General features: G+C 68.6%; 16 protein-coding genes. 6 read left to right on the forward strand and 10 right to left on the reverse strand.

Going from position 1 to position 16,066, the window contains the following annotated elements:
* Positions 1 to 57 precede the first annotated feature (57 nt).
* Positions 58 to 825: a transposase family protein gene (locus AB0E69_RS36370; RefSeq protein ID WP_360157165.1), complete on the reverse strand. Its 768-nt coding sequence runs from the start codon at positions 823 to 825 to the stop codon at positions 58 to 60.
* Between the two features lie 311 nt (positions 826 to 1,136).
* The gene (locus AB0E69_RS36375; RefSeq protein WP_360157168.1) at positions 1,137 to 1,916 is read right to left on the reverse strand and encodes an alpha/beta hydrolase family protein; all 780 of its coding nucleotides are present in this window, start codon (positions 1,914 to 1,916) and stop codon (positions 1,137 to 1,139) included.
* Between the two features lie 39 nt (positions 1,917 to 1,955).
* On the opposite strand from AB0E69_RS36375, the gene AB0E69_RS36380 reads away from it, so the two are divergent.
* Positions 1,956 to 2,420 carry a MarR family transcriptional regulator gene (locus tag AB0E69_RS36380; RefSeq protein ID WP_360157171.1) on the forward strand — a complete coding sequence of 155 codons (465 nt, stop codon included), beginning with the start codon at positions 1,956 to 1,958 and terminating at the stop codon, positions 2,418 to 2,420.
* Between the two features lie 49 nt (positions 2,421 to 2,469).
* Here the strand turns inward: AB0E69_RS36380 and AB0E69_RS36385 are convergent, their stop codons facing one another.
* The 4 genes from AB0E69_RS36385 to AB0E69_RS36400 are packed head-to-tail and all read right to left on the reverse strand — an operon-like array spanning position 2,470 to position 6,716.
* Positions 2,470 to 4,143, reverse strand: a complete 1,674-nt coding sequence (locus tag AB0E69_RS36385; RefSeq protein WP_360157174.1) for a cytochrome bc complex cytochrome b subunit — start codon at positions 4,141 to 4,143, stop codon at positions 2,470 to 2,472.
* The gene (locus AB0E69_RS36390) at positions 4,140 to 5,195 is read right to left on the reverse strand and encodes a Rieske 2Fe-2S domain-containing protein (RefSeq protein WP_360157177.1); all 1,056 of its coding nucleotides are present in this window, start codon (positions 5,193 to 5,195) and stop codon (positions 4,140 to 4,142) included. The genes AB0E69_RS36385 and AB0E69_RS36390 overlap by 4 nt, the downstream gene beginning before the upstream one ends.
* Positions 5,188 to 6,057, reverse strand: a complete 870-nt coding sequence (locus AB0E69_RS36395; RefSeq protein WP_360157180.1) for a cytochrome c — start codon at positions 6,055 to 6,057, stop codon at positions 5,188 to 5,190. Before AB0E69_RS36395 ends, AB0E69_RS36390 begins: the two co-directional genes overlap by 8 nt.
* Entirely contained in the window at positions 6,054 to 6,716 is a 663-nt protein-coding gene (locus tag AB0E69_RS36400; RefSeq protein WP_360157183.1) for a heme-copper oxidase subunit III, read from the reverse strand. Before AB0E69_RS36400 ends, AB0E69_RS36395 begins: the two co-directional genes overlap by 4 nt.
* Positions 6,717 to 6,963: 247 nt before the next feature.
* Here AB0E69_RS36400 and AB0E69_RS36405 point away from each other — a divergent pair, with 247 nt between their 5' ends.
* The 3 genes from AB0E69_RS36405 to trpD are packed head-to-tail and all read left to right on the forward strand — an operon-like array spanning position 6,964 to position 9,392.
* Positions 6,964 to 7,881, forward strand: coding sequence for a cytochrome c oxidase assembly protein (locus tag AB0E69_RS36405; protein ID WP_360157186.1), 918 nt, complete (start codon positions 6,964 to 6,966; stop codon positions 7,879 to 7,881).
* A gap of 46 nt (positions 7,882 to 7,927) precedes the next feature.
* Positions 7,928 to 8,347, forward strand: coding sequence for a hypothetical protein (locus tag AB0E69_RS36410; RefSeq protein ID WP_360157189.1), 420 nt, complete (start codon positions 7,928 to 7,930; stop codon positions 8,345 to 8,347).
* A 10-nt stretch (positions 8,348 to 8,357) separates the two neighbouring features.
* Positions 8,358 to 9,392, forward strand: a complete 1,035-nt coding sequence (gene trpD / locus AB0E69_RS36415; protein WP_360157192.1) for an anthranilate phosphoribosyltransferase — start codon at positions 8,358 to 8,360, stop codon at positions 9,390 to 9,392.
* Positions 9,393 to 9,425: 33 nt separating this feature from the next.
* Here trpD and AB0E69_RS36420 read toward each other — a convergent pair whose 3' ends face one another.
* Positions 9,426 to 10,070 (reverse strand): hypothetical protein, encoded by a 645-nt coding sequence (locus AB0E69_RS36420; protein ID WP_360157195.1) that lies wholly within the window; start codon positions 10,068 to 10,070, stop codon positions 9,426 to 9,428.
* Between the two features lie 618 nt (positions 10,071 to 10,688).
* On the opposite strand from AB0E69_RS36420, the gene AB0E69_RS36425 reads away from it, so the two are divergent.
* Together AB0E69_RS36425 and AB0E69_RS36430 are read left to right on the forward strand one after the other, a co-directional pair.
* Entirely contained in the window at positions 10,689 to 11,084 is a 396-nt protein-coding gene (locus AB0E69_RS36425) for a hypothetical protein (RefSeq protein WP_360157198.1), read from the forward strand.
* 12 nt (positions 11,085 to 11,096) lie between these two features.
* Positions 11,097 to 11,330 carry a hypothetical protein gene (locus tag AB0E69_RS36430; RefSeq protein ID WP_360157201.1) on the forward strand — a complete coding sequence of 78 codons (234 nt, stop codon included), beginning with the start codon at positions 11,097 to 11,099 and terminating at the stop codon, positions 11,328 to 11,330.
* Positions 11,331 to 11,619: 289 nt separating this feature from the next.
* Here the strand turns inward: AB0E69_RS36430 and AB0E69_RS36435 are convergent, their stop codons facing one another.
* From AB0E69_RS36435 to AB0E69_RS36445, 3 genes are all read right to left on the reverse strand, one after another.
* A complete protein-coding gene (locus tag AB0E69_RS36435) occupies positions 11,620 to 14,304 on the reverse strand; it encodes a hypothetical protein (RefSeq protein ID WP_360157203.1) in 2,685 nt (894 codons plus the stop codon).
* A 597-nt stretch (positions 14,305 to 14,901) separates the two neighbouring features.
* Positions 14,902 to 15,186: an Lrp/AsnC ligand binding domain-containing protein gene (locus tag AB0E69_RS36440; protein ID WP_360157672.1), complete on the reverse strand. Its 285-nt coding sequence runs from the start codon at positions 15,184 to 15,186 to the stop codon at positions 14,902 to 14,904.
* Positions 15,187 to 15,203: 17 nt separating this feature from the next.
* On the reverse strand, positions 15,204 to 16,001 hold the full coding sequence (locus tag AB0E69_RS36445) for a helix-turn-helix transcriptional regulator (RefSeq protein WP_360157206.1): 798 nt from the start codon (positions 15,999 to 16,001) through the stop codon (positions 15,204 to 15,206).
* Positions 16,002 to 16,066: the final 65 nt, after the last annotated feature.

Here is a 16,066-nt window from a genome sequence, read left to right on the forward strand (position 1 = left end):
AGAACAAAGAACAAAAGACAAAAGACAAGAACAAAAGCAAAGAGGGTTATTCAGAAGTCACCAGCCGAGTCGGTAGAGTTCGAGGCGGCTGGTGATGCGGATGATGTTGGGTAGTTCACGAAGTCGGCCGCGGTAGCCGGTGGCGAGGATTTTCCAGTTCTTGAGGTGGCCGATGGCACGTTCAACGGCGGACCGCTTGGTGGAGATGGTTTTGTTGACGGTTTGTTCGTAGCCCGTGAGGTCGTGGTATTTGCTGCGTTTGTACGGCACGGTCGCGGTGGTGCCGATGTAGGCGGCATCGGCGTACCACGTGAAGCCATCCAGCACCGGCTCCCAGCCGCACTCGGTGATCGCACGCCGGTCATGACGGCCTCCGGCGACCGGCGGCGAGACGGCGAGCAGGGTGCCGTCGGCGGCTGCAGCGACCTGGATGTTCAAGCCCTGACGCAGGCGTTTGCTGGAGTAGTTGTGTTTGCTGTCCGCGCGGTTCCCGGTCGGTACCAGCGTGCCGTCGATCAGGACGTCGCGGTTGACGAACACGCTGGTCAGTTCAGGTTCGTGCAGGCAAAGTACTTGGTCCAGCAGCGGCATGACGGCCCGATAGATCCGCGACACCGTCGGCTGGCTGACGCCGTACAGGTCGGCCAGCACTGTCTGGGGCACGTTCTGCCGCAGGTACAACAGCACCAGGACCACCTGCCGGTACAGCCCCAGCGTCGGCGGTCGACCAGAGCCTCTCGGTCGGCCTTCGAGGACCTGGAAGACCCGTACGACCAACTCGGTGATCTCATCGCGATCGAGCCCGAGTGTAGAGTGATACCGCATCGACCTACCTGTGTGAAGTTTTTGAAGTGTGGTAACTCCAATCCTTCTACCGTGGTAGGTCGATGCCTATTCTGACACGCCGAGTGCGACCGGACCGCAAACTCAACCCGACACCCCCGTCAATCTCTCTCTATCGTTTCTCTATTCTCTTTCTCCATCATTTCTTCGACGACTTCTGAATAACCCTCAAAGAACAAAGATATAGATGAGTGGCTGGCCTGGGTTGGTCAGCTGAGGCCAAGCGGGTCCTACCTCTTCCGGGGTAGGGCCCGCTTCGTCTGCCGGGTGACTGTGACCGCAGCCTGGTGGTGTCAGGGGAGGAGGGCTGTGAGTAGGGCGGGGGTGTGGAGGGTGGGGAGGGAGTGGTGGGTGGCTTGGGGGATGTGGGTGGTGGTGGCGCCGGCGGTTTGGGCTGCCTGGGCTAGGGCTTGGGGGTTGTGGGCTTTGGTGCGGTCGGGGATGACGACTGTGGTGGGTGGGAGGGTTTTGAGGGCTGCGGGTTTGGGGCGGTGGGGGCGGACGGGTTTGGTGGTGGGTTGGACGGCGGCTAGGGCTGATAGGTGGAGCCAGTCGGGGTCCAGGGGGAGGCCTTGGGTTTCCCAGGTGAGGAAAGCGGTGTGGCGGCGTTCTGAGGGGCGTATGAGCAGGGGGAGGGCTCGGGCTACGTACGTCGGGCTCAGGGCGGTGAAGCAGTCTGTGGGGTCTAGGAGGACCAACCTGGAGACGGGGGACTGTAGGGCGTAGGTGAGGGCTATCCACGCGCCATAGGAGTGGCCTACCAGGACGGGGTCGGTCAGGTCGCCGACGACGGTGGAGAGCCAGGTGACCACGTCGGACGGGGTGCGGGGTGGGGGTGCGGTGGAGAAGCCGGCGTCGCCGGGGAGGTCGGGAGCGTAGACGCGGTGGGTTTGGGCCAGGTGGGGGGCCAACCGGAACCAGACGGGGGCGGTGGCGCCGTGGCCGGCCAGGAGGACCATCGGTGGGGCGTCCGCGGGGCCGCAGGCCAGGACGTGGGTGCCGGCCAGGTCCAGGTGGTCTACCGGGACGTTCCAGCGGGTGACGAGGGCGTCGTACGCGTCCTGGAAGCTCATACCGCGAGAATAGCTCACTGAGTGAGGTAAATTGAGGGCATGCGAGAAGGAGTGACGCCGGCGGATCCGCAAAGGGCTGCGGCGCTGGAGTTGGTGCACCGGCTTCGGGAGGTAGCGCTCAGGCTGGAGCTGGCGGTGGGGGAGTTCGCGAAGACCTCCGGCCTGCACGGGACCGACGTACGGGCGCTGGTCCGGCTCCTGGACGCCGAACGCGCCGGCCTCGAGCCCACGCCGAGCTGGCTCGCGCAGCAGCTCGGGATGACGTCTCAGGCGACGACAGCCGTCATTCACCGGCTGGAGGCAGCCGGCCACGTTCAACGGCTCAGGAACCGCTCAGATGGCCGCAGCACCTACCTCCAGGTCTCCGACGACGCCGTCGAGCTCGGCTGGCAGTTCTTCGGCCCGCTCCTCGACCGTCTGATCGCCACCACCCAAGCCCTCGACCCCGCCGAGCAGACCGTCGTGAGGACCTACCTGACCGCGGTCATCGACGCACTCGGATAAACGAAAAGGGCCCCGGCAACCAGCCGGGGCCCTTCACGTCGAGCGAAGGTCAGGAGCGGTCGCTCGTGACCTCGCGGTACGTCTCGGTGTCCTCGCTCAGCTCGTGGATCTCGTCCGCGTCGTGCGCGTGCTCGTGCGCGGCCTCGATCTCGTGCGTCGTCGGCTTCTGCACCGCGTCGGCGAAGTAGAACCGGGACAGCGCGGCGCGGACCTTGTTCAGAGCGCGACGCGGAGCGCGGACGCCATTGTCGTCGGTCTCCGGACCGATCTCGTGCGGCATGATCCGGTCCCGGGCGGTCAGCGAGTACGCCTCGTACGTCGAGATCGGCTGGTGCTTCTCGGTGTACGTACCCTCCGGCGACCGCATGATCACGCCGGTCTCCAGACCGTGCAGCAGCCGTTCCTCGTCGGCCCGCTGGAGCGAGATCGCCCAGCGCCGGGCCACCATGAAGGCCAGGATCGGCCCGAGGATCACCGCGAACCGCAGGAACCAGGTCACGTTGTTCAGCGAGACCCCGAAGTGGGTGGCGATCAGGTCGTTGCCGCCACCGACCCAGAGCAGGCCGTAGAACGTGATGAACGCGACGCCGATACCGGTCCGGGTCGGCATGTCCCGCGGCCGGTCCAGCAGGTGGTGCTCCTTCTTGTCACCGGTGATCCAGCCCTCGATGAACGGGTACAGCGCCACCAGCGTGACGAACGCCGGCGGGATGATCAGCGCGGGTATCAGCAGGTTCCAGCTCAGCGTCACGCCCCAGAAGTGCGACTCGAAGCCGGGGAATATTCGCACCGAGCCTTCCAGCCAGCCCATGTACCAGTCCGGCTGGGAGCCCGCCGTCACCTCGGCCGGGTTGTACGGCCCGTACAGCCACACCGGGTTGATCTGGAGCACTGCACCCATCAGCGCGGTGACACCGAAGACCACGAAGAAGAAGCCGCCGGCCTTGGCCGTGTACACCGGGAACAGCGGGTAGCCGACCACGTTCTTCTGCGTCCGGCCGGGACCGGCGTACTGCGTGTGCTTGTGGTACACGACCAGGAACAGGTGCGCCGTCACCAGCGCCAGGATGATCCCGGGTATCAGCAGCACGTGGACGATGAAGAATCTCGAGACGAAGTCGTCGCCCGGGAACTCACCGCCGAAGATGAAGAAGTTCATGTACGTGCCGACGATAGGTGACGCCTGGATCATGCCGTTGGTGATCCGCAGACCGGTACCCGACAGCAGGTCGTCCGGCAGGCCGTAGCCGATGAAGCCCTCGATGATGCCGAGGAACAGCATCCCGAAGCCGATCAGCCAGTTCAGCTCGCGCGGCTTGCGGAACGCGCCGGTGAAGAACATCCGGAGCAGGTGCACCATCATCGCGGCGATGAACAGGACCGCCGCCCAGTGGTGGATCTGCCGGACCAGCAGGCCGCCGCGGACGTCGAAGGTGATGTCCAGCGTCGAGGCGTACGCCTCGGACATGTGCAGGCCCTTGAGCAGGCTGTACGAACCCTGGTACTCGACCTCGGTCATCGAGGGCTTGAACCAGAAGGTCAGGAACGTGCCGGTGAGGATCAGGATGATGAAGCTGTAGAGCGCGATCTCGCCGAGCATGAACGACCAGTGGTCGGGGAAGACCTTGCGCAGGTTCTTCTTCCCGATCTTGGCGATGCCGAGGCGATCGTCGATCCACTTGACCGGTGGCGGAAACTCTTGCGTGTCTGACACTGGTGTCACCCTCGTTCCCAGAAGCTCGGGCCGACCGGCTCGGTGAAGCCGCTCTGCGCTACCAAGTAGCCCTCGCTGTCCACTGCCAAGGGTAGCTGAGGCAGCGGGCGGGCGGCGGGGCCGAAGACGACCTTGGCCGCATCGGACAGGTCGAAGGTCGACTGGTGGCACGGGCAGAGCACGTGGTGGGTGGTCTGCTCGTACAGCGAGATCGGGCAGCCGACGTGGGTGCAGATCTTCGAGTAGCAGAGGATGCCGTCGATGCCCCAGTTCTCCCGGCCCGGCTTGGTCCGGATCTCGCTGGGCTTGATCCGGACCACGATCACCGCGGCCTTCGCCTTGGCGTTCTGGTACTCGGTCGGGTTCTCCTCCTGCAGCGGCGCCAGGTTGGCCGGCGCCGCGTTGACCAGCTGACCGACGACCAGGTCGGACGGCTTGATCGGCCGGTCGGTGACGTCGTTCACGACCCGGATGCCCTTGGCCCAGATCGTGTTGTAGAGGCTCCGGCCGGGGAGCGGGCCGAGGTCGCGGAGGAAGACGATGGCCGGCAGGCCGAGCACGCCGAGGGCGCCGATCAGCGAGTTCCGGATCATCTTCCGCCGGGTGAAGCCGGACTCCGCCGTACCCTGCTTGAACGCCTCGGTGATCTCCGCGATCTGCTCCGGCGTGGAGTGCGCCGCGTGCCGGTCCTCGGAGATCTCCTCGTCGACCATCAGCTTCTTGGCCCACTGGATCGCGCCGGCCCCGATCAGGAACAGCGCGAGGCCGATGCACAGGCCCATGACCATGTTGTTCGCGTTGCCGGACAGCGGGCCGAACTCCAGCACCGAGTCCCGCGGGATCGCGAAGTACGCGACGCAGGCGCCGAGCACCAGCAGGGTGGCCAGCCCGAACATCCCCGAGACCTGCCGCTCGGCGCGGTCCGCGGCCTTCGGGTCGATGTCGGTGATCCGGTACTCGTGCGGCTCCAGACCCGGGTCCGGAATCGGCTCCGCCACCTCGACGGCGGTGCCGTGGTGGTCCTCCTCGGCCTTCACCGGGAGGTTCTTGTCGTCACTCACTGGCCTTCGCTCCCTTGGCCTTGACGCCCTTGGCGCCGATCCACACCGCTACGACCACCAGCAGGCCGATTCCGACGAACCAGCCCCACAGGCCCTCCGACACCGGGCCGAGCCGGCCGAGGCCGAAGCCGCCCGGGTCCTTCTGGTTCTGCAGCGCCTTCAGGTAGGCGATGATGTCCGCCTTGTCCTGCGGCTGCATGACCTGGTCGGAGAAGACCGGCATCTGCTGCGGGCCGGTCAGCATGGCCTCGTAGATGTGCTTCTCACTGACGCCCATCAGCGACGGCGCGTACTTGCCGTTCGGCAGCGCGCCACCGCGGCCGGCGAAGTTGTGGCACGCCGTGCAGTTGGTCCGGAACAGCTCGCCACCGCGGGTGATCTGGTCGTCGGTGGCCTTGCTCACGTCGTACGACTCCTGCCCCGGGACCGCCGGGCCGGGGGCGAGCGAGGCGACGTACGCGGCCAGGGCCTCGATCTCCTCCTCCGTGTACACCGGAGTCTTCCGCGGGATCTGGGCACCCGGCTGCATCGCGGGCATCCGGCCGGTGCCGACCTGGAAGTCGACGGCGGCCGCGCCGACCCCGATCAGTGACGGGCCGGCCATCTTGCCCTCGCCGTTCCCGCCACCCTCGGCGTTCAGGCCGTGGCAGCTGGCACAGCCGACCGAGAAGAGCTTCTTGCCCTCCTCGATCTTCTGCGACTGGGCCGAGTTGTCCGCGACCGCGTTGTCAGGGGCGAACGCGGCGTACGCCGAGCCCACTGCCAGGAGGCCGAAGAGGAGCACGACGAGGCCGGCGGACCGGTGCCGTCGTCGCGCGGAGAGAAAGCGCGCCGGTGACAAGGAAGGTCTCTTCTCACTCATTTGAGCAGGTAGATGGTCGCGAACAGGGCGATCCAGACCACGTCGACGAAGTGCCAGTAGTACGACACGACGATCGCCGAGACGGCCTGTTCGTGGGTGAACTTTCTAGCCATGTACGTCCTGGCCAGGACGTACACGAAAGCGATCAGGCCACCGGTCACGTGCAGCGCGTGGAAGCCGGTGGTCAGGTAGAAGACCGAGCCGTACGGCGACGACGAGATCGTCAGGCCCTCGTGCACCAGCCCGGTGTACTCGGTCACCTGCCCGGCGACGAACACGGCGCCCATCAGGTACGTCAGGATGAACCACTCACGCATGCCCCAGCCGCGGGGGTTCGCGAGCGAGCCGCTCCGCCCGACCTTGCCGTGCTCGGCGGCGAAGACGCCCGCCTGGCAGGTGAACGACGACGCGACCAGGATGAACGTGTTCACCGAGGCGAACGGGACGTCCAGCATGTGCGTCGACGCCGCCCAGAGCGTCTCCGTGCCCGGCGCCGCGGCGGCGGTCGTCACCGACCGGATCGTGAAGTACGCCGCGAACAGGGCGGCGAAGAACATCAGTTCGCTCGAGAGCCAGACGATCGTGCCGACACTGACCATGCTGGGACGGTCGTGGTGTCCGTGTTCACGAGACGCTGGGAGCGCGGTTGCAGTGGCCACGCGGTCATTATGTCGGTCCTCGTCCGCAGCGCTACGACCACCCCCGTGCATGTCGTCAACCAACTGTTCTGCAGTGGCGAGCGCCGGGCGCCCTCCGGCGTCTGCGGCGCCCAGGCACGCACCTCGGCGCACTTGAGCAGCATCCACGATGCTCCGCATCGAGGACGCTGCTCAAGCACACCGATGCACGCACCTGAACACCGCAGCCACTCGGATGGCGCCCGGCGCTCGCCACTACTGTGGAACCGTGCTCTCTCTCCATGCCACACCCGGCGACCGGATCGCGCCGTTGACACCGGTCCGGTTGCTGACGGCATGGACCTTCGAGCCGGTGTTACTCGGTGTGATCGTGGTCCTCGGCGCGCTCTACCTGTACGGCGTCCACCGGCTGCGGGTCCGGGGTGACAAATGGTCCCGGGGCCGTACTTTCGCGTTCGTCGGCGTGGGCCTGGGGAGCGCTGTGGTGGCGACCCAGTCGGCGCTGGGCACCTACGACACGGTCCTGATCAGCGTGCACATGGTGCAGCACATGATGCTGTCGATGCTGACCCCGCTGGCGATGGCACTCGGCGCGCCGATCACGCTGGCGCTCCGGACGCTGCCGCAGCGGCCGCGGAAGTGGTTGCTCTCCGTGTTGCACTCGTGGGTCGCGAAGCTGCTCTGCTTCCCGCTGGTGGGCTTCACGCTGTTCGTCCTCAGCCCCTGGGCGCTCTACTTCAGCGGCTGGTACGACGCGACGCTGCGGTCGACCGTGCTGCACGACCTGTTGCACCTGCACTTCATCCTGGTCGGCTCGCTGTTCTTCTGGCCGCTGCTCGGGCTCGATCCGGTGCCCGGCCGGGTGATCTACCCGTTCCGGCTGCTGATGACGTTCCTCACGCTGCCGTTCCACGCGTTCCTCGGGATCACGATCATGTCGGCGAACACGTTGATCGCGGAGGACTGGTACACGAGCTTCGGCCGGTCCTGGTCGCCGTCGCCGCTGCGCGACCAGTACATCGCGGGCGGTCTGCTCTGGGGTTCGGGCGACCTCGTCGGCGTGGCGTTCTTCGCCGTACTGTTCGTGCAGTGGGTGCGGGAGTCGCAGCGCGAGGCGCGCCGCGAGGACCGGCGGCTGGACCGGTTGGAGGAACAGGCTCGCCGGGCCGGACAGGCACCCCGGTAGCATTCCGCTTGTCTACTGGTACCGATACCGAACTTGGGATGGATCGATGAGTTCTGAGCGTCCGCTGAGGGTCCTGGTCTACAGCGACGACCGCACCACGCGGGAGTCCGTCCGGCTGTCCCTCGGCAAGCGGCCCGCCGCCGATCTGCCCGAGCTCGAGTACATCGAGTGCGCGACCGAGCCGGCCGTGATCAAGAACATGGACAAGGGCGGCATCGACCTGGCCATCCTGGACGGCGAGGCCGTTCCGGCCGGCGGCATGGGCATCGCCCGGCAGCTGAAGGACGAGATCTTCCAGTGCCCGCCGATCCTGGTCCTCACCGGCCGTCCGCAGGACGCCTGGCTGGCGACCTGGTCGCGCGCCGAGGGTGCGGTCTCGCACCCGATCGACCCGGTCCGGATGGCCGAGGTCACTGCGGACCTGCTCCGGCAGCGGCTGGCCAAGCTGCCCGCCACCACCGCCTGAGGCCTGAGCGGTGTACACGTGGTCGCAGGTCCTGAACCCGCTGCTGCGGCACGAGGACCTGGAGGCCTCCGCCACGGCGTGGGCGATGGAGCAGATCCTCTCCGGCTCGGCGTCCCCGGCCCAGCTGGCCGGGTTCGTGATCGCGCTGCGGTCCAAGGGCGAGACGGTGACCGAGGTCGAGGGTCTCGTCTCGACGATGCGGGAGTTCGCCACCCGGATCACGGTGCCGGGGCGGACGCTCGACGTCGTCGGAACCGGTGGTGACCAGGCGCACACCGTGAACATCAGCACGATGTCCGCGATCGTTGCCGCGGGCGCCGGGGCGAAGGTGCTCAAGCACGGGAACCGCGCGGCGTCGTCGGCCTGTGGTGCGGCCGACGTGCTCGAGGAGCTCGGGATCCCACTGGACCTGACCGCGGCACAGGTGGCCGAGGTGGGGGAGCGGGCCGGGATCACGTTCTGCTTCGCTCCGGCGTTCCACCCGGCGCTGCGGCATGCCGCCGTACCCCGGCGCGAGCTGGGGGTGCCGACCACGTTCAACTTCCTGGGGCCGTTGGCGAATCCGGGGAATCCGTCGGCGCAGGCCGTTGGGGTCGGGGACGGGCGGATCGCCGGGTTGATGGCCGGGGTGCTGGCGCGGCGGGGGATCGATGCGCTGGTTTTCCACGGCGACGACGGGCTGGACGAGCTGACCACGCGGACGACATCGCATGTGTGGACGGTCGGCGGTGGATCGGTGGAAGGGCCGTTCACGCTGGATCCGCGGGAGCTCGGGATCGAGCCGGTGTCGGCGGACGCGCTCCGCGGGGCGGATGCGACGTACAACGCGAAGGTCGTGCGCGCCCTGGTCGACGGGGAGCCGGGGGCGGTGCGGGACGTCGTACTGCTGAACGCCGGGGCGGCGCTGGCGGCTTACGAGCCGGTGGCCGGGGACATCACGTCGCGGATCCGGGTCGGGATGGATCGGGCGGCTTCGGCGATCGACTCGGGTGCGGCCAAGGACGTGCTCGATCGGTGGATCGCTGCCTGCGCTTCGGTGCAGTGAACCGGGCCGGCGGTTGCCCGCCGGCCCTTCTGCTCAACGCTTGATCTGGATCTGGCCGACCTTGTAGCGCCAGACGTTCTGCCAGGCGGGGGTCGAGCCGGCGATGTCCGCGATCGAGACGTCCGCCGTACCGTCGCCGCGGTCGACCACCGCGATCATCACGGTGGAGTAGGTCTCCGGCAGCTTCGGGACCTTCACCACGACCCGCGCGACGATCTCGTGGCCGGGGTGGCCGCCGACGGTGATCACCTTGTGGGTCGTGCCCTTCATCAGCTGGGCGTTCTTGTCGTAGAGCCCGACGATGGCGCGCGACCCGGCCTGTACGGCGGCTTCCTTGAGGCCGGCCGCGGTGTTCTTGTACGGGATGTCCGGGGCGAGCTGCCCGAAGGCGACGTAGTTGCCCCAGATCGCGCCCTTGCCGTTGTAGTTCGGATGCACGGTGAACCAGATCGCGGCACCGCCCCAGAGGCCGGTCCGCTCGTCCTCGTTCCGCCAGGACGAGCTCATGATCGGCATGGTGTCGTTGTTGGCAGCAAGAATCTCGGTCCCGAGCACCTTGCCCACCGGTGTAGGCGTCTCAGACGGCTTCAACGAAGGACTGACCGTCTCCAGCCCTGGCTTCCCCGACGGCAACGCCACCGGACTGACCGCGTCCGCCTTGCTCCAAACCCACCCCACACTCAACCCAGTAACCGCCAACGCAACCACAACCAAAACCAGCGCCCCCACCACCCGAGCCCGCCCGCTAACCCCACCATTCTGCGGCCGCAAGGTAATCCCGTACTCCTCAGCTGCACCTGCTTGCGCGTGCGCTTGTCCGAGGCCCTGCGAGTCCTGCGGTCCACCACTCGACAACGGTCGCTGCCCCGGCCCAGCGAGGTGCTGCCCCGACCCTGCATGCTGCGGCGCTGGCTGCACCTGTCCCGGCTGTCCGGCCTGCGGCCCTCGGCTGACCTGCTGTCCGGCCTGCGGCGGCCCCCACCCCGGCTGCGGCTGCTGTGTACGCCTGCTGTGCTGCGGCCCACCTGCCCGAGGACCACCTGCCTGGTCACCTGGCTGGAGGCCACCCGTCTGGGGCCTACCTGCCTGGGATGTACCCGTTTGCGGCATGCCCGCCGGCGAGCTGCCGGGGTGCTGCGGTCCCGTGCTCTGTGCGTGCTGCGCGTGCCCCAGTGACTGCGGCTGACCGGGCTGACCTGGCCGACCGGGCCGGCCCGGCTGTGGGACCTGACCCGGCTGTGGGACCTGACCAGGCTGCTGGGCCTGTCCAACCGGTCCGGGCTGTCCCCATGCCGGTTGTCCGGGCTGAGGCTGTCCGCCGTACTGGCCACCCGGCTGCGGTCGCCCGTGCTGCGGACCGGCCGCGGGCGGTCCGCCGTACTGCGGGCCGGTCGGTTGCTGCCCGGCGTACTGCGGGCCGGTTGGTTGCTGTCGGCTGTCCTGCGGACCGGTTGGTGGCTGCCCGCCGTACTGCGGAGTGCTTGGTTGTGGGCCGCCTTGCTGTGGGCCCGGTTGTTGTGGCGTGCCCTGAGGAGCTACCGGCTGCGGTCCCGTCTGCGGGGGCATCCGGTGCTGTGCCGCACGCGGTTGCCCCGCCTGCAGTCCACCCACCTGCGGTCCTCCGGCCTGGGGTCCACCGGCCTGCGGTCCACCCGGCTGGGGTGCGCCGAGCGGTCCATCGACGTGCGGTGATCCCACCGACGGTTGCACCGGCTGCGGCGGTTGCTGCGGGCCGCGGTGCTGTGGTCGCGGTTGCTGGGGTGCTGGCGACCCACCTGGCTGCTGACTAGCCTGCGGACCGGCCTGCTGCGGCAGACCACTCGGCGGCTGTTGCTGAGCACGCTGGGCTTGTGGGCCATCCGGCTGCTGTTGAGCGCCCTGCTGTTGGGGCGTGTTCTGCTGTGGGGTCCACATCTGCGAGCCGGCCTGCGGGGCTGAGTGCTGCGGGCCGCTCGGCAGTTGTGGGCTGGACCGCGGTTGCTGCTGCGGTCGCGGCGGCGGGGGAGGAGGCGGTGCCGGCGCAGGCGATTGCCCCAGCAACGGATCCGACGACCCACCCAACGAATCCGAAGCACCCTCCACACCCGAAACAGACAACCCGCCCACCGGTCCCGGGGCCAGCGGACCTGTTAGCGGGTCTGGGGTGGGGGACGCGGGCGTTGTTCCTGGGGGTGTGGGTGTGGGGCCCGGGGGGTTTTCGGGTGGGGTGGGTCGGGGGGTTTCGTTCTCAGCCAACGTTAATTCCCTTGTAGGCCTGGCTTTCGGCCGCCTTCAGGTCTGGGCGGGTGGTGGGGATGCTGCTGACGTACGCGACCGCCGTACCGTCGCCGAGGTCGAAGACAGCCACTGTCAGGGTAAGCACCCGGGCGGTCACCTTCGTCGACTTCGCGACGACCTGCTGCTGGAAGAACCAGCCGGACTTGTCGGTGCGCTTCGTCGCGCCGTTCGCGATCGTCTTGAACGTGACCGGGATGTCGCCGTACATGTCCGCCCGCAGCTGGATCGACAGGTTCGCGGCCGTCGCCTTCGGGTCGCCGTTGAAGCCGGAGCCGGTGCCGAGTGCGCCGACGTAGATGTCGGCGGTCCAGTCGCTGGTGCCCTGTACGTCGGGCTGGAGCGTGACGTACTGACCGCTCGAGTTGAGCAGCTCCTGCACCAGGCGCTTGTGATCGGACCACGGCGGGTTCCGGCGGGGGAACGAGATCGCATCCGAGGAGATCCGGCCGATGCCTTCGTGCAGCTTCGGGTTCTTGGACTGGCCTGGCTTGGTGCTGCTCTGGTTCGTCGGCTGGTTGGTTGGCTGGGAGGACGGTGTGGTCGGCGGTGGGTCGGCCTTCTTGTCGTTGCCGCCGGTGATGAGTACGACCGCGGCGATGATCAGCATCACCAGCGCGACTCCTCCGCCGATGATCAACGGCAGCTTGGCGCCGGAGAAACCACCGCCACCACCGCCCGCCTTCTTGGCCGGCCGCTTCCCGCCGCCACCCCCGACATCAGCCCGCCCGGCCCACTGCTCGCCGTCGTCCTCTCCCCAAGCCCGAGGCGTCTCCTGCCCCCAAGCCTGCTGCACCCCACCCTGCTGCCCACCCCAAGCCGTCGCGGGCCCGCCGGAGCCGTCGCCTCCCTGCCCACCCCAAGCCGGTGCCGGACCGCTGGAGGCATCGCCTTGCTGTCCACCCCAGGCCGGTGCCGGACCATCGGCCTGCTGTCCACCCCAGGCTGGTGCCGGACCGGTCGAGGTGCCGCCTTGCTGGCCGCCCCAGGTTGGTGCCGGGCCTCCGGCCTCGTTGGCCTGCTGTCCACCCCCGGCTGGGGTCGGGCCGGTCGAGGCGTCGCCTTGCTGTCCGCTCCAGGCCGGTGCTGGAGCGCTGGAGTCGCCCGCCTGGCCGCCCCAGGTCTGGGAGTTGCTGCTCGAGGTGTCGGGCTGCTGTGAGTCCCACCCCTGCGGTGCGGTGTCGGGTTGCTGGGCTCCGGTTTGGGGGGTGTTGGCGGTTTGCTGGGTGCCCCAGCCGCTCTCGACTATCGGTTGCTGGCCGCCCCAGCCGTCCTCACCGGCCTGCTCGTTGTCCCAACCGTTGCCGGTTTGTTGCTGCCCCCAGCCGCTCTCGACCGTGGGTTGCTGGTCGCCCCATCCGTTGTCAGTGGTCTGTGGCTGGTTGCCCCAGCCGTTTTCGTCGGTTTGTTGCTGGCCCCAGCCGCTTTCTACTGGCTGATGCGGGTCGCCCCAGCCGTTGTCGGGGGTCTGCTGGTTGCCCCAGCCGGAGTCTGCGGTTTGTGGGTCGCCCCAACCGTTGGCGTTGGCTTGCTGGTCGTTCGTGGTCTCCTGCTGTACGGGCCAGGACTTGCCGTTCTGCTCACCCCAACCACCGGACTGGGTGGTTGGTTGCTGGTCGGCCCAGAGGACGGGTGGGGTGGGCTGGGACCAGGCTGGCTGTTCCTGGGTAGTTTCTTCGGCGGACTGGGCGGCGCCCCAGGTCTGGTTCTGCTGGGGGATGAGGTCGTGCTCGTCCTCGGGTTGTACGCCCCAGGCCGGCTGGTCTTCGGACGGCTCGTCGGCTGTCTGCGTACCCCACATCTGGGCGGACTGCTCGTCGCCGGACTCCACACCCCAGCTGGGGCGTGCCGGGGTCAGCTCTTCATCGCCCCAGTCCGCGTCGACCACGTCAGCAGTCGTCGGCGCCGCGGTCGGTGCCTGGGTGGTGATTGCGGCTGGTTGGTCGTTCGGCTTCGGCGCGAAGGTCGGCGGGGCCGTCCAGCTCACGTCAGACCAGCTCTGCTCCGCCTCGCCAGCAGGTACGTCCGCCGGAGCGTCGGCAGGTACGTCGGCTGGTACGTCGGCGGGTGTGGTGACGGTCGGGGTGTCCGCAGGCGTGGTCGGGGTCGGGGTGTCGGCTGCGACGTCCGCGGGTGGGGTGTCGGCAGGGACGTCGGCGGGTGTAGTGATGGCCGGTGTGTTAGCAGGCGTGTTCGTGGGTTTGGTGGCGGCGCTGGTTTCGGTCTGGAGGTCCGCGGATGTGGTGTCGGCCGGGGTGTCAGCAGGCGCGTCCGCGGGTGTGGTCTCGGCCCGGACGGCCGCGGGGGCGGAGGTGTCGGCTGGGGCGGATGCAGGTGTCGTGGTGGGGGTCGCGGCTGCGGGGGTGGGGTCGGCTGGGGTTGGGGCCAGTTTGAGGGTCCAGCCGTTGGTGGGGTCGGGTGTGGTTGGGTTCGGCTCGGCGGGGGCAGCGGCGTCGAGGTCGAAGGGGTCTGGCTCGGGGGTGCGTTGGGTCCAGTGTTCTGGGGGTGCGGGGGCCAGTTCGGGGGCGCCCCAGGTTGCTCGGGCGCGTTCGAACGGGGTGGGGCCGGTTGGCTTCGCGGGCTGCTCGGGGGTTACTGCGCGCAGGCGCGGACCTTCATCAGAAGGCTGCTCGGTCAATGCGCTCCATAGGTCTGGCGTCGCCGGGACCTGCCACCAGCCTCCGCCACGTTCAGCCTGAGCCGGGCCGCCAGCCTGGCCGCCGGACTGAGCAGGACCGCCGGACCGAGCCTGGCCGCCGGACTGAACAGGAAACGCCGACACCGAACCACCGGTCTGTCCGCCAGCCTGCCGCTCGACCTGCGCCGGCCTCCCCGACTGCGCCCCTCCGGACGCCGCGCCTCCGGACTCCGCGCCTCCGGGCGCCTCTCCAGACGGCACCCCACCGGACTGCGCCCCTCCCCACGGCACCCCACCGGACTGCGATCCATCGGAGTGCGCCGCACCCGACTGCGACTCACCCGACGGGACCCCGCCGGACTGCGCCGCATCCGACTGCGACCCTCCCGACTGTGTCGGTTGGGTTTCGTCCGGTTGGGGGGCGTCGGGCGGCTCAGTCGGGTCAGTGGTGAGGGCTTCTTGTTCGGTTTTGTTGGTCCATTTCTCCCCGTTCCACCAGCGGATGGTGTTCGGCTGGCCCGTGGGGTCGGGGTACCAGCCGGCGGGAGGATTGCTCATGCGTTCACCGTAACTTCAGGACGTGTCAGGAGGAGGCCCTCAGACACCGTCCTCACCCAGGCTGAAGGCGGCCTCCAGGTCATGCTGCGAGTACGCGCGGAACGCGATGTGCGTCTCCGTGCTCAGCACCCCCGGGACCCGGTTCACGTGGTCGGGGATGACGCTGGCCAACTCGTCGTGGTGGGCGACCCGGATCATCGCGATCAGGTCGAGCCCACCGGTCACGGAGTACACCTCGCTGACCCCCTCGATCGCCGCGACCTGCTCGGCGACCTCCGGAATCCGCGCGACATCGGCCTTGATGAACACGATCGCGGTGACCATGCCGTCCTCTCCTTCAGTCACACCTGAACCCGCTGAAGCATAGTGGGGTCGAGCTCGCGCAGCGCCGCCGCCGTCCGGTCGTCGGCGGGCAGAAACGCCTCCATCCGCAGCTCGGACACCGTGACGTCGATCGCGGTACCGAACCTGGTCAGCGTGGTGACGAGGCGCAACTCACCCACCGGCGACCGCAGCCGCAGCGGTACGGCGAACCCGAGATGGTCGGCCCCGGTCGTCGGCCGCGGCGGCACCAGCGCGATCAGCTCCTCGACCAGCCGGTCGGCCCCCGCGCTCGGCGTGATCGCGGCCTCCCGGGCCAGCGCGTCGATCACGTGCCACGACCACTCGGCCAGGTTCACGATCCGCGGCGCCAGCCCGTCCGGGTGCAGCAGCACCCGCGGAATCGACACCGGATCCTCCAGCAGGTACGGCCCGACGTCCGCGACCAGCGCCTCGAACGACCCGTTCGCGAGCACCAGGTCGCCTCGCCGGTCGACCACGATCGCCGGATACGGCCGGTGCCCGTCGAGGATGTTCGTCAGCGCAGCCCGGATCGCCGCCAGCCCGGCCCCGGCGTACGGCGACTCGTCGTACGCCGGTGCGTACCCACCGGCCACGAGCAACTCGTTCCGCTCGCGCAGCGGGACCTGCAGCGACTCGGCGATCCGGATGATCATGTCCCGTCCCGGGACGGATCGTCCGCTCTCGATGAAGCTCACATACCGCTGCGTGGTCCCAGCGCGCACGGCGAGCTCGAGCTGGCTGACCCGCCGCCGGGCCCGCCATCCCCTGAGTCCCGCCGACAGATCGGATGCCATGCGTCGTTTCTAACCCATGCCGCCGACAATCCATACCCAGGCGGGAATTGTTGTCCCCAGCCGTC

Origin of the sequence: Kribbella sp. NPDC026611 (assembly GCF_040638345.1) — a bacterium.
In the GTDB taxonomy this organism is placed as follows: Bacteria; Actinomycetota; Actinomycetes; order Propionibacteriales; family Kribbellaceae; genus Kribbella.

Coding starts and splice junctions, on each gene's coding strand:
- AB0E69_RS36410 (WP_360157189.1), top strand. CDS start 7,928: ATGAGTTCTGAGCGTCCGCTGAGGGTCCTGGTCTACAGCGACGACCGC.
- AB0E69_RS36375 (WP_360157168.1), bottom strand. CDS start 1,916: ATGAGCTTCCAGGACGCGTACGACGCCCTCGTCACCCGCTGGAACGTC.
- AB0E69_RS36370 (WP_360157165.1), bottom strand. CDS start 825: ATGCGGTATCACTCTACACTCGGGCTCGATCGCGATGAGATCACCGAG.
- AB0E69_RS36445 (WP_360157206.1), bottom strand. CDS start 16,001: ATGGCATCCGATCTGTCGGCGGGACTCAGGGGATGGCGGGCCCGGCGG.
- AB0E69_RS36380 (WP_360157171.1), top strand. CDS start 1,956: ATGCGAGAAGGAGTGACGCCGGCGGATCCGCAAAGGGCTGCGGCGCTG.
- AB0E69_RS36395 (WP_360157180.1), bottom strand. CDS start 6,057: ATGAGTGAGAAGAGACCTTCCTTGTCACCGGCGCGCTTTCTCTCCGCG.
- AB0E69_RS36440 (WP_360157672.1), bottom strand. CDS start 15,186: ATGGTCACCGCGATCGTGTTCATCAAGGCCGATGTCGCGCGGATTCCG.